This window comes from Roseovarius sp. 10, assembly GCF_033100315.1.
Classification (GTDB): domain Bacteria; phylum Pseudomonadota; class Alphaproteobacteria; order Rhodobacterales; family Rhodobacteraceae; genus M30B80.
Genome location: NZ_JAWLVH010000001.1, coordinates 180002 through 201182, shown reverse-complemented (window position 1 = coordinate 201182; position 21181 = coordinate 180002). Strand labels below are relative to the sequence as shown.

The following is a 21181-nucleotide window of genomic DNA, read 5'->3' as shown; positions in this document are numbered from 1 at the left end:
CGGAGGCCTCATTGATGGATCAAATCGTCTTTAGCCCAAATTCACAGGATTTGTCAGCCCTGGTTGCATCACGGCTCTGCCATGATTTGGGCAACCCTTTGGGGGCTGTGTCAAACGGGGTTGAACTTCTGCAAATGAGCGGCATGGCCAATAGTCCTGAAATGGCCCTGATTGCCGATGCGCTGCGCGATACCGAAGCGCGGTTGCGGTTTTTCCGGATCGCCTATGGCGCGGCGCGGCCTGATCAGCATATCTCTGAACGCGAAGCGCGCAATATTCTGAGCCAGATGTATGGCGCGGGCCGCCTGACAGTTGACTGGCTTTTGACGGGGGATTTACCGCGCCATCATGTAAAAAGCGCCTTCTTGATGATCGCTTGTACCGAAGCGGCCCTTCCTATGGGGGGGCATATTACAATCGCACAGCCAGAGCGCGGCACGCTTACAGTCGGCGCTGACGGGCCACGGATCTTGCACGACTTATCAGGTCTGGCATGGCTCGGCGGGGCCAGTCACAGCACCCCAAGCCCGCGCGAGGTGCAATTCCTGATGCTGTTAAAGGAGGCCGCTGACATCGGGGCTGAGATTTCCCTTAGCCTCTCGGACACCCGTGTGCAGATCAGCCTGCAGGGGTCGCAGTTATAAGGCCTGCAATCCTGCGCGAAACCGCGCGGCTTTGGCCACATACCCCGCCGCCGATTGAATAAGCCCTGCGCGCGCCGCCTCGTCTAGCGCGCGAATAACACGGCCTGGCATCCCCATCACCAAACTGCCGTCAGGAATAACTTTGCCCTCGGGGATCAAGGCCCCTGCCCCGATCAAGCAGCCCTTTCCGACAACCGCACCGTTCATCACCATCGCGCCCATGCCAATCAATGTGCCATCGCCAATCGTGCAGCCATGCAAAAGCGCACGATGCCCAATGGTGCAATCCTCGCCCACAGTCAGGGGCAGACCTGGGTCTGTATGGCAGATCACATTTTCCTGCAGATTGCTGCGCGCGCCAATGGAAATCAGTTCATTGTCACCGCGCAACGTGGCCCCAAACCAAATGCTGCTTTCGGCAGCAAGGGCAATCTTGCCGATGACATTGGCATCATCGGCAACCCATGCATCGGCGGCAATATCGGGCTGATGCCCCTCAAATGCGTAAATCATGGCGCGCGCATCCCCTCATATTCACTTTGCAAACCCCGCAAAAACCCTGCAAGGCTTGGCTGTTGAATGCGGCGCATCCGTTCAGCCATTATGATTGTAGTCAGATTGTCAAAGCACGCGTCCAGATCATCATTGACGAGAACGTAATCATAGCCATCCCAATGGCTGATCTCATCCCAAGATTTTGCCATGCGTTTGGCAATGGTTTCGGCATCATCTTGTGCGCGCGTCACCAGACGTTCGTGCAAGGCTGCAATGCTCGGCGGCAGGATAAAGATCGACAGTGCATGTGCGCCCAGCGCCGAGTTACGGATTTGCTGCGCCCCCTGCCAGTCTATGTCAAATAAGACATCACGCCCCGCATCAATGGCCGCACGCACAGGTGGCATCGGGCTGCCGTAAAGATTGCCGAACACCTCGGCATGTTCCAGCATCGCGCCCTCATCCACCATCCGCTCAAACCCAGCGCGGTCGAGGAAATGGTAATGTTCCCCATCCACCTCGCCCACACGCGGCGCACGCGTGGTGGCGGATACTGAAAACCGCAACGACCCGTCCCATGCCATCAAACGCCGTGCCAATGTGGATTTCCCCGCGCCCGAAGGCGAAGAAAGAATGATCAGCAAGCCACGGCGTGTAGCAGCGTTGAGAGATTTTGCATCGGTCTGAGACATCAGGCGCGTCTTTCTATAGCGATCTTTACTGTGCGCGCGCATCTTGAGGATCAGACCGCAGAGGTCAAGCCAAAGCAGCGCCCATGCCCCATTAACCAATTTCTGTCATATGGGCTGAATTTTCCGAAAATTTGCCGTTACTATGCCCGAGGTAACACACCTCAGCACATAAACCTTCGATCCGCCGCATAGGGGTATGCAGCAGGCGTATCGAACCCGTTGAGGATAGGGGAAAACGATGGGGAATTATTATTTTGGCGATGCCGCGCGTGACAAGGACGACAGCCTTGATCACCATATGGCCTTCACGCGATTGCGGCAGCATTGGAACAGTTTGCGTGACACCGTCCACCAACCACCCAAAGCACGCGATGTGCAGCCGCATATCTTAGGCGCGGCCCTACCATTCGTGTTTTTGGTGGAAAATCTCGGCGGCGAAATTTTGCGCCTGAAACTGGGCGGCACGCATTTATGCGATGTTATGGGGATGGAACTGCGCGGAATGCCGCTGCGGTGTTTTTTTGCCTATAATGAACGCCCGCGCTTTGCCGCTGCGGTCGAGCCTGTTTTCACGGGGCCTGCGGAATTGGATATAAGACTGCAAAGCAGCTATAGCGGGATTGAGCCACCCGTTTTGGCGCGCATGATCCTTTTGCCCTTGCAAAGCGCCTCGGGCATGATTGATCGCGCCATTGGGGCTTTTGTAACCAAAGGGCCGCTTAACCATGCGCCCTATCGGTTTGAGATTGAGCGCACGGATCTGCACCCGCTTCATGCAGAAACGGCGGCTGTAACGCCGCCGCCCCATATGGACATGAAACCCACCAAAGTGCCCTATCTACGCGTCCTGTCAGGGGGGCACGCAAGCTAGCGCATCAGCGCGGCGGGGTTTTATCCCGCCGCCGCTGCCGCCGCATCACGGCGGGTTGAGGACAATTCCTCCGCCACCAAGAAGGCCAATTCAAGCGACTGGCTGGCATTGAGGCGCGGGTCACAGGCCGTGTGATAGCGGCTTGAGAGATCCTCATCGGTCACAGCGCGCACGCCACCTGTGCATTCGGTGACATCTTTGCCTGTCATCTCGAAATGCACCCCGCCCGGAATGGTGCCTTCGGCGCGGTGTATGGCAAAGAATTCCTGCACCTCCCGCAAAACCGAGTCGAATGGCCGCGTCTTAAACCCACTGGCCGATTTGATCGTATTGCCGTGCATCGGATCACAGCTCCAGACCACATTTGCCCCATGCGATTGCACCGTGCGCACAAGGCGTGGCAGATGATCGCCAACCTTGCCCGCACCAAAGCGCGCAATCAATGTCAGGCGGCCTGCCTCATTTTCTGGGTTCAACTTATCCATCAGGATTTTCAGATCATCCTCGGTGGTGGTTGGGCCGCATTTCAGACCAATCGGGTTTTGCACCCCTGCACAGAATTCAACATGGGCACCCTCTGGCTGACGGGTGCGGTCGCCAATCCAGATCATATGACCCGAGCCTGCAATCGGTTTTCCGGTGGTCGAGTCAATCCGACACAGGGCTTCCTCATATTCCAACAACAGCGCCTCATGGCTCGTGTAGAAATCAACACTGTGCAATTCATGTGTGGTCTGTGGGCTGATGCCAGCCGCGCGCATGAAATCAAGGCTATCTTGGATATGATTGGCCATATCGCGGTATCTCTCCGCGTCATCGTGATCGGTAAAGCCCAAGGTCCAGCTATGCACCCGTTCGATATCTGCAAAACCACCCGTTGAGAAAGCCCGCAACAGGTTTAGCGAGGCGGCAGCCTGCGTATAGGCCTGCAACATCTTGGCAGGGTCAGGAATGCGCGCCTCGGGCGTGAAGGCCAACTCGTTGATGATATCACCGCGATAAGAGGGCAACTCGACCCCGTTGATCACCTCGGTAGGCGCTGAGCGCGGCTTGGCGAATTGCCCTGCCATACGGCCCACTTTGACCACGGGAACCTTGGCGCCATAGGTCAAGACCATCGCCATTTGCAGCATGACTTTGAAGGTGTCGCGAATGGAATCTGCAGAAAATTCAGCAAAGCTTTCGGCGCAATCGCCCCCTTGCAGCAAAAACGCCTCACCACGGGCCGCTTTGCCAAGTGCGGCTTTGAGGCGGCGCGCCTCACCCGCAAAAACCAAAGGAGGATATTTCCCAAGCTGCGCCTCGACCGCCGCCAATGCTGCCTGATCAGGATAATCAGGCATCTGCACGCGCGGCTTGCTGCGCCAGCTAGATTTCGTCCATGTTTGTGCGGCTTCAGCACCCATGGGAGCCTCCTTCGGTCTTCCATAAAAATTTACGATTTCGGCCTGCTTATAGACGCGGAAACCCCCCGCGTCCAATGGCAATTTCGCAAGCTATGGATCAAAAGGGGGGCTTGCGGCGCGCGCAATTTGGTGGTTTCGCTAGAGAAACGATCACGTAAGGTTGTATGGTGATATGCGCCTCGGTGCGATGTTTAATGATTGTGGCTTTGTTCAAAGGACTTTGGAGATGAGCAGACCAACACCCCGCGATGCAGACGCCGCGAAACGCTATGTTTTCGTGCTGTTGGATCGCTTTACGATGCTCTGCTTTGCCTCTGCGGTCGAAGCCTTGCGCATTGCCAATCGGATGTCGGGACGCACTCTCTATGAATGGGCCTTGGCGGGGGATGGGGGCGAGGTTGCGTATTGCTCTGCGGGGATCGGCTATAAGCTAGATATGGATCTCGAAGAGCTGACCCGCGAAGACACAATCATGCTGTGCGGCGGGATTGATGTGCAATCCGCGACAACGAAGCGCATTCTCAACTGGTTGCGGCGCGAGGCGCGGCGCGGGTCTGTTGTGGGCGGACTTTGCACCGCAGGCTATACCTTGGCCAAGGCGGGGCTGTTAGACGGCAAACGCGCCACGATCCATTGGGAAAACCAAGACAGCTTTTCCGAAGAATTCGAAGACGTCACCCTGACAAAATCGGTCTTTGTGATTGATGGCAACCGCATCACCACCGCAGGCGGCACCGCCTCGATTGATTTGATGCTGAAAATCATCGCCAATGATCACGGCGAAGAATTGGCGAATTTGGTGGCGGATCAGTTGATCTATACCTCGATCCGCACCGACCAAGACACGCAGCGCCTGTCAATTCCAACCCGCATCGGCGTGCGTCATCCAAAACTCAGCCAAGTTATTCGGATGATGGAGCATAATATCGAAGACCCGATCAGCCCGGCAAGTTTGGCCAAAGAGGTCGGAATGTCCACGCGCCAATTAGAGCGCTTGTTCCGCCGTTACCTGAACCGCAGCCCCAAGCGGTATTATATGGAATTGCGCCTTGCCAAAGCGCGCAATCTACTGATGCAAACCGATATGAGCGTGATCAATGTGGCATTGGCCTGCGGCTTTGCATCCCCCTCGCATTTTTCAAAATGCTATCGGGCGCAATACGACACCACCCCCTATCGCGAGCGGGGCACCCATGCGAGCAAACCTGACATAATCGTCAAATAATACCTTATTGCCCCACCCTTGCGGCGCGTCCCCCACGGCGCACAGCGCGCGGGGCTTGCTCAAGCGCCTCGCGCAGGGTTTCGCTCATCGGGTGCCCTTTATCTTCGGCTGCATATTGCTCAAGCAGATGGCGAATATAGGTTTTGGGGTCATCCGCGGTGATGGACAATGCCCAATCCATGAAAATCGTGCGGCATTCGCCCCGCGTGATCCCCTCGATGCGATAGGCCTCGCGGATCAGCGCCTTTGGATCATAGATATCGCCCTTCATAACACCGAAACTCCTGCATCCCATATGCCCTTGGCCGATCTAGGGCTTGCGCGTCAAAGCGGCCTCGATAATTGCGACAGATTCCACGCGGCCAGCGTCAAGCGCAGTTTCCAAACTGGCGCGATCCGCGTGGCCCGTGGCGCGCACCAGAAATTCTAGCCCACCCTGCCCGATATCACTTGGATCAAGCGGCGCATCCGTCAAGAGGCGTGCAGCCTGCGCCGCACGAGAAAAGAGCGCATGCGCGGCAGATAAGGCCTCCGCTTCGGCTTGGGTCAGCCAACCGCATTTGGCTGCTGCGCGCAGATGGCGCGCAGTGGCGCGGGCCGCACTGCCCGCGATCAGCGCGCCCGCCTGCCCGATCAGATCAATATCCTGCATACCGCCCATGCCCGCCTTGACGTCAAAGGTGCTGCCCTTGCGCCCTGCCGCCGCAAGGCGTTGGCGCATGTCGGCCAAATCCGCGATGATCGTGCTTGGCTTGCGAGGGGATTGGATCACCTGCATCCGCGTGGCTTCGACATCTGCGCCAAGGCTTGCATCGCCTGCAACAACCCGTGCGCGGGTGAGCGCCATATGCTCCCACCCCCATGCCTCATTCATTTGATAATGCGTGAAGGCCTCCAAGGATGTCGCAACAGGCCCCTTGCGGCCTGAGGGTCGCAGACGCATATCAACCTCGTAAAGCCGCCCCTCTGAGGTCGGTGCAGAGAGTGCGGTGATCAGCATTTTTGTTGCCTTCGAAAACCACCCCCGCGCGTCCAATGGGCGCGGGCCATCCGTCATCTCAACACCGCCCGCGTCATAAATAACGATCAAATCCAAATCCGACCCCGCCGTGAGCCGCGCAGCCCCAAGGCTCCCCATGGCCAAAACAACCCCGCCGCGACCTGGCGCGACCCCATGTTTTTTTGCCAATTCCGAACAGACCAAAGGCCAGAAACAGGCAATCACCACATCGGCCAAATCGGTATATTGCTTGGCCGCTTCTTCAGCCTCAATCAGGCCGCGCAGGTGATGCACCCCAACACGGAAATGCCATTCTTTCAGCCAACGGCGCGCAGCGTCCAACTGTCCTTCATAATCAAGCCCTTCAAGCGTGCTGCTGAGAGATTGCAGCAATTCGCCCCGTGCGGGCCATCGCGCAAAGAACCCACCGCTTAGAACCGCATCTAGAACTTTAGCATTGCGCGATAAGTATATGGAAAGCGCAGGCGCCGTTGCACAGATATCAGCCAAAAGATCAATCAATGACGGGTTTGATTGGAATAAAGAAAATAGTTGAACACCCGCAGGCAAACCTTTGAGAAAGCTATCAAAATTCGAAAGACTTTCATCTGGATTTGCGGATTTCATCAGCTTGCTCAAGAGGGCGGGTTTGATCTGTTCGAAAATCTCGCGCCCGCGTGAGGCGCGCAAACAGGAATAGCCCGGCCAACGCGATAAAATCTCTATTTGTGAGGGGGTAAGAGTGACATCTTCATGTTCAATCTCAGCTTGCTTTTGCGGGGTGTAAAACGGCTCGCAGGCGTCATCAACTGCGTGCAATCGCGCCAGAAGCGCGGCACGAAATGCGGCGACATCGCCCTCGCCCATAAAGGCCGCAAGCCGCGCAAACCCTTCGGGCGATTTGGGCAAGCTGTGCGTCTGCGCGTCATGGATCATCTGCAAACGATGCTCAACCTCGCGATGCGCGATGTAATGCGCGGTCAGACTTTCTGTGACTTCTGGATCAACCCATGATTTCTTGGCCAAGGCGGCCAAAGCATCAACCGTGCGCCGCATCCGCAAATCGGGATCTCTGCCACCTGCCACCAATTGGCGGGTCTGGGCAAAAAATTCGATCTCACGAATGCCGCCCGCCCCCAGTTTCATATTATGCCCCTCAAGGGTGAACCCATGCAGGCCCTTATGGTCGCGAATACGCTGGCGCATGTCTTGGGTGTCACGGATGGCGGCGAAATCCAAATGCTTGCGCCACACGAAAGGCGTGAGGGTTTTCAAGAACCGCTCCCCTGCCGCAAGATCACCGGCGGCAGCGCGCGCCTTGATATATGCGGCGCGCTCCCAATTTCGCCCCTCCGCCTCGTAATAGCGTTCAGCCGCAGCCATTGAGATAGAGACGGGCGTCACAGAGGCATCGGGGCGCAGCCGAAGATCGGTGCGGAATACATAACCCTCGGATGTGATTTCCCCCAAACTTGCGGCAATGCGGCGGGTTGCGCGCACGAACCCTGTGCGCGCCTCCATCTCATCCCCTGCATCGAATCTTGTTTCATCAAAGAGACAGATCAGGTCAATGTCAGAGGAATAATTCAATTCCCCCGCCCCCATTTTCCCCATCGCAAGCGCCACCATTCCCGCGCCATCGCGCAGCGCATCCTCCTCGGTTTGGGTGGGAATGCGTCCGCGCCGCGCCTCGGCCCCGACATGAACCCGCAGCGCCGCCTGCACACAGGCATCGGCGAATTGCGACCAGAGGGCCGTGGTGGTCAACAAATCCCAAACACCGCCACAATCGGCCAAAGCCACAAGGATCGCGGCGCGGCGCTTGAGGCGGCGCAGCCCCGCATCGAGATCACTAGCCCCTAAGGCGGCCGCCTCTGCCAAAATTGCAGCCATACCCGCCTCAGGCGCGGCGCTGAGGGTGGGGATCAACCAATCGATTTCGCGGCGGATCAGGCCCGCCAGATACGGCGCACATCCGGCCACGCCATGGATGACCTCACGCAGTTCAGGCGCAAGCTCGTTCAATTGGGGCAGATCCGCGAATAGACCTGTCGCCAAGGCACCGTCATAGGCAAGGGGCGCGCGGGTGATCCGAGCGGCAAAGGGGGCGGCGTTTTGGGTCATCTTGTCATTATCATGCGTTTGCGCTCAAAGGTTGTGACAGATGATAGAAGGGAATGCGCATGAGCAAAAGCCTTGCCCGCGTGGCCCATGCCCCAGAGAGGGCGGGGCTAGAGGCTGTGATCCTTGAGATGGCCGAAGGCACCCGCACCGCCGAAGATGCGGCGCGTGCGGCGCAATGCCAAATCGATCAAATTGCGAAATCAATCATATTCCGCGAGGTCGCGAGCGGTGAGTTGGTTTTGTTCATCACCGCAGGCGGCAATCAGGTCGATCCCTCGCGCGCCGAAGCCCTGACTGGGTGCGCCTTGGCGCGGGCGGATGCCGACACGATTCGCCGTGTCACGGGCTTTGCAATCGGGGGCGTGGCCCCTGTCGGGCATCTGCGCCCCTTGCGCATATGGTTTGACCCGCGGCTTTTGGCCTTTGATTTGGTATACGCGGCGGCAGGCACACCGCGCCATATTTTCGGCATCTCCCCCGAACAGCTTTTGCGACTGACCGGGGCAAAACAGGCCGATTTCGTGGCCGAATAAAAAGAATCGGAACAGATGCCAAGATTTTCCTTGAAATGGGAAACATGACGCACTAGGTGCCCCCCTTACGAACCGGGTGCCGATCCCAACCTCGCTGCCATCAGCGGGGGGGCGCTAAGGGCCCACCACATCAATCTGCTGGTAAGAAGGGGGCGTGCTATGTCTAGCGCCGACCTCTTCCAACTGGGGACTGGTCTGGAGACAGGCGCCCATGCGGAAGACACTCACAGCCTTTCGGCTGACCGAAGCGTGTTCGATGAGACACGCGATGATCACTTCATTCGCCGCGATGGCCGCGTTTTCGCGGGCACGCATCTGATCCTCGAAGTCGTCAATGGCCATGGCCTTGATGACGAGGCGCGGATTCAAACTGCATTTCGCGACTGCGTGCGCGAATGTGGGGCAACGCTTCTGCACATTCATACCCACAAATTCAGCCCCCAAGGCGTGTCGGGTGTGGCGGTTTTGGCGGAAAGCCATATCTCGGTGCATACATGGCCCGAGATTGGCTATGGCGCATTTGACGTCTTTATGTGCGGCGATGCCGAACCATGGCGCGCGGTGGATGTGCTTAAAGCGGCCTTTGGCACGCAAGATGTGCGCGTCAAAGAATTGCTGCGCGGCGAAGGTCTGGTGACCGAGGCGATTGCCGCAGCATAATTGCGCTTGCAGGGGCGGTGAAACCCCGCCCCTCCCCCTGCCCCAAACTGCCCGAAAGGAGGCCGCCGATGAGCGATCCTGAAACCATGCGCGATTGGAGCGTTGAGCGTCTGCACCAAGATCACGGGCAAGCCTTGCGCGTGGCGCAGATGCATTATGACAGCGAAACCGATCACCAACGCCTACGCGTGTTTGAAAACCCCACTTTCGGGCGCATCTTAACGCTTGATGGCGTGGTGCAGGTGACCGAAGCGGATAATTTCATCTACCATGAAATTCTGACCCATGTGCCGATCTTGGCCCATGGGGCCGCCAAGCGCGTGCTGATTGTGGGCGGCGGCGATGGTGGTATGGCGCGCGAGGTGCTGAAACATGACAGCATCGAACAGGTGACCATGGTCGAGATTGACGCGGGCGTGGTGGATTTTTCCAAGAAATATCTGGCCGCCATTTCAGATGGGGCCTTTGACGACCCGCGCCTTGATCTGGTGATCAATGATGGTGCCGTGTTCATGAAACAAAACGCGGATGTCTATGATGTCATCATCATCGACAGCACCGATCCCGTTGGCCCCGGTGAGGTTCTCTTTACCGATCATTTCTACGGCCACGCCAAGGCGCGTTTGGCCGAAGGCGGGATTTTGGTCACGCAAAACGGGGTTCCGTTCCTGCAAGGAGATGAGCTGACAGGCACAATGCGGGCCTTCAAGACGCTATTTTCTGATTACAGCTGCTATCTGGCGAGCATTCCGAGCTATGCAGGCGGGCCTATGGCCTTTGGCTGGGGCAGTGATAGTAACGCGCGGCATGTTGATCTTGCCACCCTTGAGGCGCGGTTCAAAGCGGCAGGGATCAGCACAGAGTATTATACCCCCGAGGTGCATCGCGGCGCGTTCGCCCTGCCCCCCTATGTGGCGCGTCTGATCCCCTAAGGGGTTATTCCGCCGCTTCGGTTTTCTGGGCCGCCTCAAGTTGGGCGGCCTTTTTTTCGACCTGCTCTACGATATGGTCGATCATTTGGTCATTGTTCAGCTTGTGGCTTTGTTTGCCTGCAAGATAGACCATACCTGACCCAGCACCGCCGCCTGTAAAGCCCACATCGGTCATCAGCGCCTCGCCCGGCCCGTTGACCACACAGCCGATAATCGAAAGGCTCATTGGGGTTTTGATATGCTCAAGACGCTTTTCCAAAGCCTCGACTGTTTTGATCACATCAAAGCCCTGACGCGCGCAAGATGGACAGGAAATAATATTCACCCCGCGATGGCGTAGGCCCAAGGATTTGAGGATCTCATAGCCAACTTTCACCTCTTGCACAGGATCGGCCGAAAGGCTGACACGGATCGTGTCGCCAATCCCCATCCACAGCAGGCTGCCCAAACCAATTGCAGATTTGATCGTGCCTGAGGTCAAACCGCCTGCTTCAGTGATGCCCAAATGGATGGGGGCATCGGTGGCCTCAGCCAGACCTTGATAGGCCGCAGCCGCCAAAAACACATCGGACGCTTTGACCGAGATTTTGAACTCGTGAAAATCGTTATCCTGCAAGATCCGAATGTGATCGAGCCCTGATTCAATCATCGCCTCAGGGCAAGGTTCGCCATATTTCTCAAGCAAATGCTTTTCCAAGGAGCCTGCATTCACCCCGATACGGATCGAACAATTATGATCACGGGCGGCCTTGATCACCTCACGCACGCGGGTTGCATCGCCAATATTACCAGGATTGATCCGCAAACAGGCCGCGCCTGCCTCTGCCGCCTCAATGCCGCGTTTATAATGGAAATGGATATCTGCAACGATTGGCACGGGGCTTTCGCGCACAATCTCTTTCAGCGCCTTCGAGCTGGCCTCATCTGGCACAGAGACGCGCACGATATCGGCGCCTGCCTCGGCACAGGCCTGAACCTGTGCGATGGTCGCCTTTATATCGGTGGTGGGGGTGTTGGTCATGGTTTGCACGGAAATCGGTGCATCCCCCCCAACTGGCACAGAGCCTACATGAATCTGACGGCTTTTGCGGCGGTCGATATTGCGCCAAGGGCGGATCGGATTATGAGACATGGGGAGTGTGACCTTTATCTTGTCGCATCGCAAAGACGTTTCACCGCGCAAGATAAGCCCTTGCCACCGATTGCACAATGCTTGGACACGCAGAGCGCGAACAGGCCCCCGATTTATTCGCCTTGCGCGAGGCGCTCGAGAACCAATTGCGCCACTTCGGGCAATTGCGGATCAGAGGCCGCGCTTGCAATGGAATAGCGGGTTTGAATCTCATCGGCAGAAATCGGCACATCCTTGATCACACTGCTGCCTTCACCTGCAGGGCCAAAGGTGACAGAGTTCAGCGCAAAATAAAGCGCACTTGAATTGCCTGCGCGCAGCACGGGCACCTCATCCATGACGGGGACGGTATAACTATCGCCCGCATTCAGCGTGCCCTCAAAAAGAACGGTGCCATCGGTCGTGGTGATCCTGATCCATGAGGGGCGCACAGCAAACAGGACAACCTCATCGCGCGGCTCTTGGGTCACGGGCGGATTGCTGGTTGAGGCGGTCGGTGTGGCCTCCCCCCCTCCTGCGGCGGCAATCGCGCGCGAGATATCATCGGGGCGCAAGACGGGGCTGTTATCGCGGGCAAAGGCCCCTGTGGTTGAGGGGTTCAAGGTGCTGATGGCGCGGTCACGCGGCACCAAGACGGGGGCCTCAAGCAAGGTGGGGCGATACAGACGCTCCATCGCGGCACTGTCGCGCGTCTCTTCTTGGGCGGGCAGAGCGGGGCTTGCATCGGCCAAATCGCTGGTTGTGTTTTGCGGCAAGGGCAGCGGGTCAAGCGCTGTTAATGCAACGGGCGTATCAGCGACAGGGGCGAATTGAACGCGCTGAAAATCATTGAGCAAGACCCACGCGCCATAGCCCACGCCAAGCAAAACCACCGACAAGACAAAAAGCGAGCCAAGCGCGCCCGCCTCAAGTCGAGGGAGAAACCCGTCATCCGTGTCGTATAAAACATGGCGTTTTGAAAAGCGGCGGTCTTCTTGCAGGCCGCCCATCTGGCCTTTGGGCATTTCAATTTTCTGCGGTCTGCGCGCGGTACGATCCACCTCGGGAGAGAACCCGCTGACACCTGAAAACCCTGTTTCCTCGCAAAACCGCGAAAACACCCATTCAGGGTCAAGACCCAGATACCGCGCATATGACCGCACATAACCCGCGATAAACCCGCGCGAGGTAAAGACCGTTAAATCTGCGTTTTCGATAGCGGCGATATATGAGGCACGGATCCGCAAATCCGCCTCAACATCCTGTAGCGATTTACCCATGGTTGCGCGTTCACCGCGCATCAGATCGCCCAAAGGCACATCCATCAGCAATTCGCTGTGCAATTCTTCTGTTGATGCCCCCATCATCCCCGTCTCATCATGCCCCATTTGGCGCCCCGCTCAACCTGCCCTTGGATGCAGTTTCTGGCCAAAACTGCTTTTCCGTTGCCCATATATCACAAGGCCGATTCGTATCGGCCCCGTCATCCCCCAACGACAGAATAGCATAAGCTAGGCTAGGTGATAAACTTATTGTGTATTAACCCGCCAACTCGGCACGATTCAGCGCACAATGGCTCCAGAGGCGATCCATGGCATGCACCAAAGCATCCATCATTTTGGGGTCATGCACAGGGCTTGGGGTAAAGCGCAACCGCTCTGTCCCGCGGGGAACAGTTGGGAAATTGATGGGCTGCACATAAATCCCGTGATCCCGCAAAAGCATATCCGAGATTTTCTTAGTATGAACAGGGTCACCTACGATCACAGGCACAATATGGCTGCCGTGATCAATGATGGGCAGGCCCATTCCCTTTAGGCGCAGTTTCAGAACTGCTGCGCGCTCTTGATGCAGATCCCGCAGGGCCTGATCCGTCTTAAGATGCGCAACCGAAGCGGCAGCGCCCGCTGCAACCACAGGTGGCAGGGATGTTGTAAAAATGAAACCCGGCGCATAGGAGCGCACAGCATCACACATTTTGGCCGATGCCGCGATATATCCGCCCATCACACCATAGGCTTTGCCAAGCGTGCCGTTGATAATGTCGATACGATCCGACAAGCCCAGTTTTTGGGCCACCCCGCCCCCGCGTGGGCCATACATCCCCACCGCGTGAACCTCGTCCAAATAGGTCAAAGCGCCGAATTCCTCGGCCAATTCTACGATCCCCGCAATCGGGCCAAAATCGCCATCCATCGAATAGACCGATTCAAAGGCAATCAATTTTGGCGCAGCAGGATCATCTGCCGCCAGTTTGGCGCGCAAATCAGCAAGATCATTGTGTTTGAACACGCGCTTTGCCCCGCCATTGCGGCGAATGCCCTCAATCATAGAGGCGTGGTTCAACTCATCCGAATAGATGATCAGACCCGGAAACAACCGCGGCAGGGTCGAGAGGGTGGCATCATTGGCAATATAGGCAGATGTGAATACAAGCGCCGCCTCTTTGTCGTGCAAATCGGCCAATTCCGCCTCAAGGCGTTTGTGATAGACAGTGGTGCCTGAGATGTTGCGCGTGCCGCCAGACCCTGCGCCTGTGGCGTCAAGCGCCTCGTGCATAGCGTTCAAAACGACAGGGTGCTGCCCCATGCCCAAATAATCGTTGCCACACCAGACCGTGATATCCTGCTGGCTGCCATCGGGCCGCGTCCAAGTTGCGTGCGGAAATTGCCCCTTGCGGCGTTCAATATCAATGAACGTGCGATAGCGACCCTCGTTGTGAAGGCTATCCAAGGCATGATTAAGGGCGTTGTTATAATCCACACTCGTCTCCTTACATTTCCGCGCGCAGGCCGTGGTTTCAGGGATAACGGCCAGCGTTGCGTGTCAGATAGTCCCTTCGCTGTTGAAAATCCAAGTAACAAATTGACGCGCGCCTGTATTTGATCTGGCGCAAATTTAAATTTGGTTGACATGCAAACACGCGCAAGCGCCCAAGATGTAGTGGTTTGCAAGGCCGTTTTTGGCTTTTCGCCGCGAGATAAAGCTGCCAATATAGGCAAAATCGTAAAGCAAAAATGTGATTGAGCAGAGCATGGCGGATGATCTTTTGGGCCAAGCGGCCTCGGAACAGGCCTATGACGCCTCATCTATTGAGGTGTTGGAAGGGTTGGAGCCCGTCCGTAAGCGCCCGGGCATGTATATTGGCGGCACCGATGAACGCGCCTTGCACCATTTGGTTGCAGAAATCCTTGACAACTCGATGGACGAGGCTGTCGCGGGTCATGCCAATCGGATTGAGATTGAACTGGCCGCAGATTACACCGTCACAATCCGCGACAATGGCCGCGGGATGCCGATTGATCCGCATCCCAAATTCCCCGACAAATCCGCGCTTGAGGTGATTTTATGCACCCTCCACGCGGGCGGTAAGTTTTCGGGCAAGGCCTATCAAACCTCGGGCGGTTTGCACGGGGTTGGGGCATCGGTCGTGAATGCGCTTTCCGATCATTTGCGGGTCGAGGTGGCCCGCAATCGCACGCTTTACGCGCAAGAATTCTCGCGCGGCCTGCCCCAAGGGGGATTGCAGAACCTTGGCGCGGCCCCCAATCGGCGCGGCACGCAAGTCAGCTTTCATGCCGATGAACAAATCTTTGGCAGCCATCGCTTTAAGCCTGCCCGCCTGTTCAAAATGGTGCGCTCTAAGGCCTATTTATTTTCAGGCGTGGAAATTCGTTGGAAATCTGCAATTGACGATGGCGAAACCCCACAGGAGGCCACGTTCCATTTCCCGGGCGGCTTGGCCGATTATCTGGGCGAGGTTTTGGGAAATGCCGCGACCTATGCGCAAGCCCCCTTTGCGGGCAAGGTAGAGTTTCAAGAACGCTTCGGTGCGGCGGGTTCGGTCGAATGGGCAATCAATTGGACACCTGCGCGCGATGGGTTCATCCAATCTTATTGTAATACCGTTCCCACGCCTGAGGGCGGCACCCATGAGGCTGGATTTTGGGCGGCAATCCTGAAGGGCATTCGCGCCTATGGCGAATTGGCGGGCAATCGCAAGGCCGCGAACATCACCCGCGAAGATCTGACTGCGGGCGGATGTGCGTTGGTGTCATGCTTTATCGCAGAGCCCGAATTTGTCGGGCAAACCAAAGACCGCCTCGCCACCACCGAAGCGGCGCGCATGGTCGAAGGGGCGGTGCGCGACCGCTTTGACAATTGGTTGGCCGCCGATACCAAATCGGCGGGGGCGATCCTCGATTTTCTGATCCTGCGCGCCGAAGAACGCCTGCGCCGCAGACAAGAAAAAGAAACGCAGCGCAAATCTGCCACCAAGCGCCTGCGCCTGCCGGGCAAATTGGTGGATTGTTCGGCCACGAACCGCGAAGGCACAGAATTGTTCATCGTGGAAGGCGACAGTGCGGGCGGGTCTGCCAAAATGGCCCGTGACCGCAAGACCCAAGCCCTGCTGCCTTTGCGTGGTAAAATTTTGAACGTGCTTGGTGCGGCCTCCTCCAAAATGGGCCAAAACCAAGAGATCAACGATCTGTGTCAGGCGCTTGGCGTGTCGATGGGCACGAAATTCAATATTGAAGATTTGCGTTATGACAAAATCATCATCATGACCGATGCAGATGTCGATGGGGCGCATATCGCCTCGCTCTTGATGACATTTTTCTTCACCCAGATGCGTCCGATGATTGATCAGGGTCATCTCTATCTCGCCTGCCCCCCCTTGTTCCGCCTGACCCAAGGCGCGCATCGGGTCTATGCCCTTGATGAGGCCGAGAAAGAGAGTTGGATGACGCGTGGCTTAGGCGGGCGCGGTAAGATTGATGTGAGCCGATTTAAGGGTCTGGGCGAGATGGACGCCAAAGACCTGAAAGAAACCACGATGGATCCCGCCTCGCGCAAGTTGATCCGTGTCACAGTGGATGAGGACACGCCCGGCGAAACCGGGGATCTGGTGGAACGTTTGATGGGCAAAAAGCCCGAATTGCGGTTCCAATATATCCAAGATAATGCGCACTTTGTTGAGGAATTGGACGTTTAACCCTGTCGAATATTGGCACAGTTTGGGCGCTCACGCCCCTTGCGCCTTCTCCTCAAGCAGCAGCCATTCTTCTTCGGCAGCCGCAAGTTTGGCCTGACGTTCGGCCAAGGCCTCGGTCGCTTTGGCGAATTTGACAGGCTCACGCGTGTAGAGATCAGGGTCAGACAGCAATTCAGACAGCTTACCCATTTCCGCCTCAAGCCGCGCAATCACCGATGGCAATTCCTTAAGACGATGAGTTTCCGTGAAACTGAGACCTGCAGCGGGTTTTGCACCTGCATTTGACACCACCCGGTCAGGGCCTGATTTTGCGGCAGGCGGTGCTTCGCGATCCTCCGGCGCGGCCCCGATCCGCGCCCCTTGGGCCAAGGCATCGCTCCATCCGCCCGCATAGGCCTGCGCACGGCCCTGCCCCTCAAGGACAACCGTGCTGGTGGCAACCCGATCCAGAAAATCGCGGTCATGGCTGACCAAAAGAACCGTGCCCGCATAGTCACCAAGCAGATCTTGCAGCAAATCCAATGTCTCGACATCGAGATCATTGGTCGGCTCGTCCAAGATCAAAAGATTGCTTTCGCGTGCCATGATTTTGGCCAACATCAACCGCGCCCGCTCGCCCCCCGAGAGGGAGCGCACAGGCGCGCGCGCTTGCGCCTCGTCAAACAAGAAATCTTTGAGATAGCCCATCACATGGCGGGGGCTGCCGCGCACCATGACCTGATCAGAGGATCCATTCACGGCAATCTCACGATCCAAGGTCAGGCTGTCCCACAGACTGGCCTCAGGGTTCAATCCTGCGCGGTTTTGGTCAAACACCGCCATCTCAAGGCCTTTGCCCAAGGTGACATGCCCTGTGTCAGGGGCAAGTTGGCCTGTCAGCATATTCAAAAGCGTGGTTTTGCCTGCGCCATTTGGGCCGACAAACCCCACCCGATCCCCGCGCAAAATGCGCAGATCAAAGGGTTTCAGAATTTGCGTGTCTCCAAAGGATTTTGAAATTCCCTTGGCCTCGATCACCTTGCGGCCAGATTGCGGCCCCTCCTCCAACACCATGGCGGCGGTGGATTGGCGGCGGATCATTGCAGCGCGTTCTGCGCGCAAATCGGCCAAAGCGCGCACACGGCCCTGATTGCGTTTGCGCCGCGCACTGATCCCTTCAACGGCCCAACGGGCCTCGGATTTGATTTTGCGATCCAATTTGTGGCGCGCTGTGTCTTCTTCGTCCCAAACCTTATCGCGCCACGCCTCGAAGCTGGCAAAGCCTTGCTCATTGCGGCGCACCTGCCCGCGATCCACCCATAAGGTGGCGCGGGTCAGGGCGTTCAAAAACGCACGATCATGCGAGATCACGACAAAGGCTGTGCGGGTTTCTGCAAGCCGCGCCTCGAGCCATCCGATGGCCTCGATATCAAGATGGTTGGTGGGTTCGTCCAAGAGCATGATATCAGGCTCTTCGGCCAAAAGCCGTGCAAGGGCTGCGCGGCGGCGCTCCCCGCCAGACGCCTTGGCAGGATCAGCGTCAAGGCGCAGCTTAAGACCATCGGCCAAGGCCTCGACCCGCCACGCTTCGCTTGGGCCAAGCGTGGCCGTGGCAAAATCACCCAATGTGGCAAAGCCCGTAAAATCGGGCTCTTGTTCCATATAGCCGACCGAGGTGCCTTGCGGGCTTGTGATGCTGCCTGTGTCAGGTTCGGTCAACCCTGCCATGACCTTCATCAAGGTCGATTTGCCCGACCCGTTGCGCCCAACGAGCGCCACGCGATCCCCCTGATGCACAACCAAATCCAACCCATCAAAAATGGGATCACCGCCAAAGGTCAGTGAAATATCCGAAAGCTGCAAAAGCGAGGGGCGGGCCATGGGGGCTATCTTTCACGCAAGCCCGCCTGAACACGGCGGGCTTGTCTTTGGTCAATCACGAATGGCCCGAACAGCCGCCATCTGATCAGGTTCGCCAATCACAGCGCCATTTGGCCCAAGCCCACGCTTGATCTGATCGACAATCTCCATCCCCGATGTGACCTCGCCCACAACGGTGTAATCCCCATTCAATTGCGGCACAGGGGCAAACATGATGAAGAATTGCGAATTGGCGCTGTCTGGGTTCGCGGCGCGGGCCATGCCGACTACGCCCCGCTCAAAGCTGAGATCAGAAAACTCGGCAGGCAGGTCTGGATATTGAGATCCGCCCCGCCCTGCAAAGCGCATATCTTGCCCGATGCGGCCATATTCCACATCGCCCGTTTGTGCCATGAGCCCATCAATCACGCGGTGAAACACCACGCCATCATAAGCGCCATCTTCGGCCAGTTGCAGCATCCGCGCCGTATGTTCTGGGGCGACATCCTCGAACAAGTCGATGACGATGGTGCCATTCGCCTCGCCCGCGATATCAATCTCTAGCCCCGCCCCAAAGGCAGGGCTTGCCAGAAGCAAGGCCATCGCTGCGCCAAGCTTACGCATCTGCGGCCACCTTCACGCTGATCATTTTATCAGGGTTTGCAGGCGGCTCGCCGCGAGTGATCGCGTCAATATGCTCCATCCCTGCAATCACGCGGCCATAAACGGTGTATTGGCGATTGAGGAAATGGTTGTCGTTAAAATTGATAAAGAACTGGCTGTTTGCCGAATTGGGGTTGGAAGAGCGCGCTGCCCCCAATGTGCCGCGATCATGCGGAATGCCAGAGAATTCAGCAGGCACATCAGGCTTGTCCGAACCGCCCGTGCCCGCCATGCGGATATTCGCGCCCTTGTCGGCATTGCCATGTTCAACATCGCCCGTTTGCGCCATGAACCCGTCAATCACGCGGTGAAAGATCACACCATCATAGGCGCCTTCACGCGCCAATTCTTTCATGCGCGCGCAATGCGCAGGCGCAATGTCGGGCAGCAATTCGATGGTGACAGTGCCGTCTTTCAGCTCCATCAGGATGGTGTTTTCGGGGTCTTTGATCTCGGCCATGCCTTTATTCCTTTTGCGGATATCTGACTTTGGCCTTGACCTATCAGGATGAGAATTTCGCGTCTAGCGCTTGATGCACAGCGGGCGGCACGAAATGGCTGACATCGCCCCCAAGCCGCGCGATTTCTTTTACCAGTTTTGAGGCAATCGCCTGATGCTCGGCCTCTGCCATCAAAAAGACAGTGTTGATCTCATCATCCAGTTTGCGGTTCATGCCGACCATCTGGAATTCATATTCGAAATCAGCGACCGCACGCAGGCCACGGATGATAAGCCCCGCCCCAACCTCGCGCGCGCAATCAATCAAAAGATTGTCGAAGGGATGCGCGACAATCTCAATGCCCGTAGCGCGTGACAGTTTCGCGCTTTCAGCCTCGACCATAGCCACCCGTTCCTCAAGGGTGAACAGCGGGCCTTTATCGCGGTTGATCGCAACACCAATCACCAATCGATCAACCAATGTGGCCGCACGGCGGATAATATCGACATGGCCCAATGTGATTGGATCAAACGTGCCCGGATATAGGCCTGTGCGCATCTGCAAATCTCCCAAACTTGGCATATGCTGCCGCAATTACGGGGTCACGCAACATTATTGCGCCGCGAAACGCAAGCTAAAAGCAGCGCGCGGCAGCCTCCGCTTCAAGCCGCGCCACCTCGGCGCGCAGCCCCGCTGACAAAGCCTCAACCAAACGCCCCAACCTGTCAGAGCACCGATCTTGCTCGTGGCGCACAAGATAAAAGGCCCGTTTCAGGCTGATGTCATCCTTCAGCACAATCCGCAATTCGGGTGCGAATGGCAGTGCAAAATCATGCACAAATCCAATCCCGCCTTGCCGCAGCATTTGCAACTGCACCGCGACAGAATTTGACGCCATCTGCACCCGTCCGCGCCCCAACAACCCAAGATAGTCCAATTCTTTGTCGAAAATCATATCGGGAATATAGCCCACCACCGCATGATCCCGCGCCTTGGCCAGATCATCTGGCGGCGTCAGATCGGCGCGCATTGCCAAATGCAAATGATAGTCGGTGATCTTTTGCACCAAAAGCCGCCCCGCATCGGGTGGGCTGACAGTAATCGCCAAATCCGCTTCGCGCTTGGACAGGTTCACAACCCGCGGCAGGGCCAGAATTTGGATGTCGAGATCAGGGTTATCGGCGCGAATGGCCGCGCAGACCTGTGGCAGCAAATAATTGGCGCAGCCATCAGGCGCGCCGATCCGCACCGTGCCAGACAACCCCGCCTGCCCCTGCCCGCCTGCAAGCGGAACGGCAAGGGCCGCCTCGGCAGCCTCGGCTGCGGGCAAAAGCTCCTCCCCGACACTGCTTAGGACATACCCTTGCGGGGATTTCACAAACAGCTCGGCCCCCAGCTGCGCCTCAAGACGTGCGATACGCCGCCCGATTGTGGCCGCATCAAGCCGCAGGGTTTTCCCTGCCCCTGTCAGGCTTTCGGCGCGCGCAACGGCCAGAAAGACACGGATATCATCCCAATTCATCGCCCCATCCATTTTGCAAAAATGCAAG

General features: G+C 57.2%; 20 protein-coding genes. 7 read left to right on the top strand and 13 right to left on the bottom strand.

Annotated features, from left to right (window positions below; all coding sequences use genetic code 11):
* Positions 1-14: 14 nt before the first annotated feature.
* Positions 15-644 (top strand): histidine phosphotransferase family protein, encoded by a 630-nt coding sequence (locus RYZ18_RS00955; protein WP_317654489.1) that lies wholly within the window; start codon positions 15-17, stop codon positions 642-644.
* Here RYZ18_RS00955 and RYZ18_RS00950 read toward each other — a convergent pair.
* Both RYZ18_RS00950 and gmk read right to left on the bottom strand, forming a co-directional pair.
* Complete coding sequence (locus tag RYZ18_RS00950) at positions 639-1157, bottom strand: gamma carbonic anhydrase family protein (RefSeq protein WP_317654488.1); 519 nt, start codon at positions 1155-1157, stop codon at positions 639-641. The genes RYZ18_RS00955 and RYZ18_RS00950 overlap by 6 nt on opposite strands.
* Complete coding sequence (gene gmk, locus RYZ18_RS00945) at positions 1154-1831, bottom strand: guanylate kinase (RefSeq protein ID WP_317654487.1); 678 nt, start codon at positions 1829-1831, stop codon at positions 1154-1156. The genes RYZ18_RS00950 and gmk overlap by 4 nt, the downstream gene beginning before the upstream one ends.
* 238 nt (positions 1832-2069) lie before the next feature.
* Between gmk and RYZ18_RS00940 the strand changes: the two genes are divergently transcribed.
* Entirely contained in the window at positions 2070-2702 is a 633-nt protein-coding gene (locus RYZ18_RS00940; RefSeq protein ID WP_317654486.1) for a PAS domain-containing protein, read from the top strand.
* A gap of 20 nt (positions 2703-2722) precedes the next feature.
* Here the strand turns inward: RYZ18_RS00940 and RYZ18_RS00935 are convergent, their stop codons facing one another.
* Positions 2723-4108 carry a class II 3-deoxy-7-phosphoheptulonate synthase gene (locus RYZ18_RS00935; RefSeq protein WP_317654484.1) on the bottom strand — a complete coding sequence of 462 codons (1386 nt, stop codon included), beginning with the start codon at positions 4106-4108 and terminating at the stop codon, positions 2723-2725.
* 226 nt (positions 4109-4334) lie between these two features.
* Here RYZ18_RS00935 and RYZ18_RS00930 point away from each other — a divergent pair, with 226 nt between their 5' ends.
* Positions 4335-5333 (top strand): GlxA family transcriptional regulator, encoded by a 999-nt coding sequence (locus RYZ18_RS00930; protein WP_317654482.1) that lies wholly within the window; start codon positions 4335-4337, stop codon positions 5331-5333.
* 4 nt (positions 5334-5337) lie between these two features.
* Here the strand turns inward: RYZ18_RS00930 and RYZ18_RS00925 are convergent, their stop codons facing one another.
* The gene (locus tag RYZ18_RS00925; protein WP_317654480.1) at positions 5338-5604 is read right to left on the bottom strand and encodes a hypothetical protein; all 267 of its coding nucleotides are present in this window, start codon (positions 5602-5604) and stop codon (positions 5338-5340) included.
* 39 nt (positions 5605-5643) lie between these two features.
* Entirely contained in the window at positions 5644-8457 is a 2814-nt protein-coding gene (locus tag RYZ18_RS00920) for a bifunctional [glutamine synthetase] adenylyltransferase/[glutamine synthetase]-adenylyl-L-tyrosine phosphorylase (protein WP_317654479.1), read from the bottom strand.
* A 59-nt stretch (positions 8458-8516) separates the two neighbouring features.
* Here RYZ18_RS00920 and RYZ18_RS00915 point away from each other — a divergent pair, with 59 nt between their 5' ends.
* From RYZ18_RS00915 to speE, 3 genes are all read left to right on the top strand, one after another.
* Positions 8517-8990: a YbaK/EbsC family protein gene (locus RYZ18_RS00915; protein WP_317654477.1), complete on the top strand. Its 474-nt coding sequence runs from the start codon at positions 8517-8519 to the stop codon at positions 8988-8990.
* Positions 8991-9149: 159 nt separating this feature from the next.
* On the top strand, positions 9150-9650 hold the full coding sequence (gene speD, locus RYZ18_RS00910) for an adenosylmethionine decarboxylase (RefSeq protein ID WP_317654476.1): 501 nt from the start codon (positions 9150-9152) through the stop codon (positions 9648-9650).
* Positions 9651-9718: 68 nt separating this feature from the next.
* Positions 9719-10582, top strand: a complete 864-nt coding sequence (speE, locus tag RYZ18_RS00905) for a polyamine aminopropyltransferase (protein WP_317654475.1) — start codon at positions 9719-9721, stop codon at positions 10580-10582.
* 4 nt (positions 10583-10586) lie between these two features.
* Here speE and ispG read toward each other — a convergent pair whose 3' ends face one another.
* From ispG to hemA, 3 genes are all read right to left on the bottom strand, one after another.
* The gene (gene ispG, locus RYZ18_RS00900) at positions 10587-11714 is read right to left on the bottom strand and encodes a flavodoxin-dependent (E)-4-hydroxy-3-methylbut-2-enyl-diphosphate synthase (RefSeq protein WP_317654474.1); all 1128 of its coding nucleotides are present in this window, start codon (positions 11712-11714) and stop codon (positions 10587-10589) included.
* Positions 11715-11827: 113 nt separating this feature from the next.
* Positions 11828-13081, bottom strand: a complete 1254-nt coding sequence (locus RYZ18_RS00895; RefSeq protein WP_317654473.1) for a helix-turn-helix domain-containing protein — start codon at positions 13079-13081, stop codon at positions 11828-11830.
* Positions 13082-13232: 151 nt separating this feature from the next.
* Entirely contained in the window at positions 13233-14456 is a 1224-nt protein-coding gene (gene hemA / locus RYZ18_RS00890) for a 5-aminolevulinate synthase (protein ID WP_317654471.1), read from the bottom strand.
* Positions 14457-14727: 271 nt separating this feature from the next.
* On the opposite strand from hemA, the gene parE reads away from it, so the two are divergent.
* A complete protein-coding gene (gene parE, locus RYZ18_RS00885) occupies positions 14728-16689 on the top strand; it encodes a DNA topoisomerase IV subunit B (RefSeq protein WP_317654469.1) in 1962 nt (653 codons plus the stop codon).
* A gap of 30 nt (positions 16690-16719) precedes the next feature.
* Here the strand turns inward: parE and RYZ18_RS00880 are convergent, their stop codons facing one another.
* From RYZ18_RS00880 to RYZ18_RS00860, 5 genes are all read right to left on the bottom strand, one after another.
* Positions 16720-18549: an ABC-F family ATP-binding cassette domain-containing protein gene (locus tag RYZ18_RS00880; protein WP_317654467.1), complete on the bottom strand. Its 1830-nt coding sequence runs from the start codon at positions 18547-18549 to the stop codon at positions 16720-16722.
* Positions 18550-18600: 51 nt separating this feature from the next.
* Complete coding sequence (locus RYZ18_RS00875) at positions 18601-19152, bottom strand: peptidylprolyl isomerase (protein WP_317654466.1); 552 nt, start codon at positions 19150-19152, stop codon at positions 18601-18603.
* Positions 19145-19651, bottom strand: a complete 507-nt coding sequence (locus tag RYZ18_RS00870) for a peptidylprolyl isomerase (RefSeq protein WP_317654464.1) — start codon at positions 19649-19651, stop codon at positions 19145-19147. Before RYZ18_RS00870 ends, RYZ18_RS00875 begins: the two co-directional genes overlap by 8 nt.
* 43 nt (positions 19652-19694) lie before the next feature.
* Positions 19695-20189, bottom strand: a complete 495-nt coding sequence (gene coaD, locus RYZ18_RS00865; protein WP_317654463.1) for a pantetheine-phosphate adenylyltransferase — start codon at positions 20187-20189, stop codon at positions 19695-19697.
* 76 nt (positions 20190-20265) lie between these two features.
* Positions 20266-21153, bottom strand: a complete 888-nt coding sequence (locus RYZ18_RS00860; RefSeq protein ID WP_317654462.1) for a LysR family transcriptional regulator — start codon at positions 21151-21153, stop codon at positions 20266-20268.
* Between the last annotated feature and the right edge of the window lie 28 nt (positions 21154-21181).

What these genes read in the sequence shown, in the direction of transcription:
- RYZ18_RS00860 (WP_317654462.1), bottom strand. Translation starts at nt 21,153, where the DNA reads ATGAATTGGGATGATATCCGTGTCTTTCTGGCCGTTGCGCGCGCCGAA.
- coaD (WP_317654463.1), bottom strand. Translation starts at nt 20,189, where the DNA reads ATGCGCACAGGCCTATATCCGGGCACGTTTGATCCAATCACATTGGGC.
- RYZ18_RS00930 (WP_317654482.1), top strand. Translation starts at nt 4,335, where the DNA reads ATGAGCAGACCAACACCCCGCGATGCAGACGCCGCGAAACGCTATGTT.
- RYZ18_RS00895 (WP_317654473.1), bottom strand. Translation starts at nt 13,081, where the DNA reads ATGGGGCATGATGAGACGGGGATGATGGGGGCATCAACAGAAGAATTG.
- RYZ18_RS00925 (WP_317654480.1), bottom strand. Translation starts at nt 5,604, where the DNA reads ATGAAGGGCGATATCTATGATCCAAAGGCGCTGATCCGCGAGGCCTAT.
- gmk (WP_317654487.1), bottom strand. Translation starts at nt 1,831, where the DNA reads ATGTCTCAGACCGATGCAAAATCTCTCAACGCTGCTACACGCCGTGGC.
- parE (WP_317654469.1), top strand. Translation starts at nt 14,728, where the DNA reads ATGGCGGATGATCTTTTGGGCCAAGCGGCCTCGGAACAGGCCTATGAC.
- RYZ18_RS00955 (WP_317654489.1), top strand. Translation starts at nt 15, where the DNA reads ATGGATCAAATCGTCTTTAGCCCAAATTCACAGGATTTGTCAGCCCTG.
- RYZ18_RS00920 (WP_317654479.1), bottom strand. Translation starts at nt 8,457, where the DNA reads ATGACCCAAAACGCCGCCCCCTTTGCCGCTCGGATCACCCGCGCGCCC.
- RYZ18_RS00915 (WP_317654477.1), top strand. Translation starts at nt 8,517, where the DNA reads ATGAGCAAAAGCCTTGCCCGCGTGGCCCATGCCCCAGAGAGGGCGGGG.
- ispG (WP_317654474.1), bottom strand. Translation starts at nt 11,714, where the DNA reads ATGTCTCATAATCCGATCCGCCCTTGGCGCAATATCGACCGCCGCAAA.
- speE (WP_317654475.1), top strand. Translation starts at nt 9,719, where the DNA reads ATGAGCGATCCTGAAACCATGCGCGATTGGAGCGTTGAGCGTCTGCAC.
- RYZ18_RS00880 (WP_317654467.1), bottom strand. Translation starts at nt 18,549, where the DNA reads ATGGCCCGCCCCTCGCTTTTGCAGCTTTCGGATATTTCACTGACCTTT.
- RYZ18_RS00870 (WP_317654464.1), bottom strand. Translation starts at nt 19,651, where the DNA reads ATGGCCGAGATCAAAGACCCCGAAAACACCATCCTGATGGAGCTGAAA.
- RYZ18_RS00940 (WP_317654486.1), top strand. Translation starts at nt 2,070, where the DNA reads ATGGGGAATTATTATTTTGGCGATGCCGCGCGTGACAAGGACGACAGC.
- speD (WP_317654476.1), top strand. Translation starts at nt 9,150, where the DNA reads ATGTCTAGCGCCGACCTCTTCCAACTGGGGACTGGTCTGGAGACAGGC.
- RYZ18_RS00935 (WP_317654484.1), bottom strand. Translation starts at nt 4,108, where the DNA reads ATGGGTGCTGAAGCCGCACAAACATGGACGAAATCTAGCTGGCGCAGC.
- RYZ18_RS00875 (WP_317654466.1), bottom strand. Translation starts at nt 19,152, where the DNA reads ATGCGTAAGCTTGGCGCAGCGATGGCCTTGCTTCTGGCAAGCCCTGCC.
- RYZ18_RS00950 (WP_317654488.1), bottom strand. Translation starts at nt 1,157, where the DNA reads ATGATTTACGCATTTGAGGGGCATCAGCCCGATATTGCCGCCGATGCA.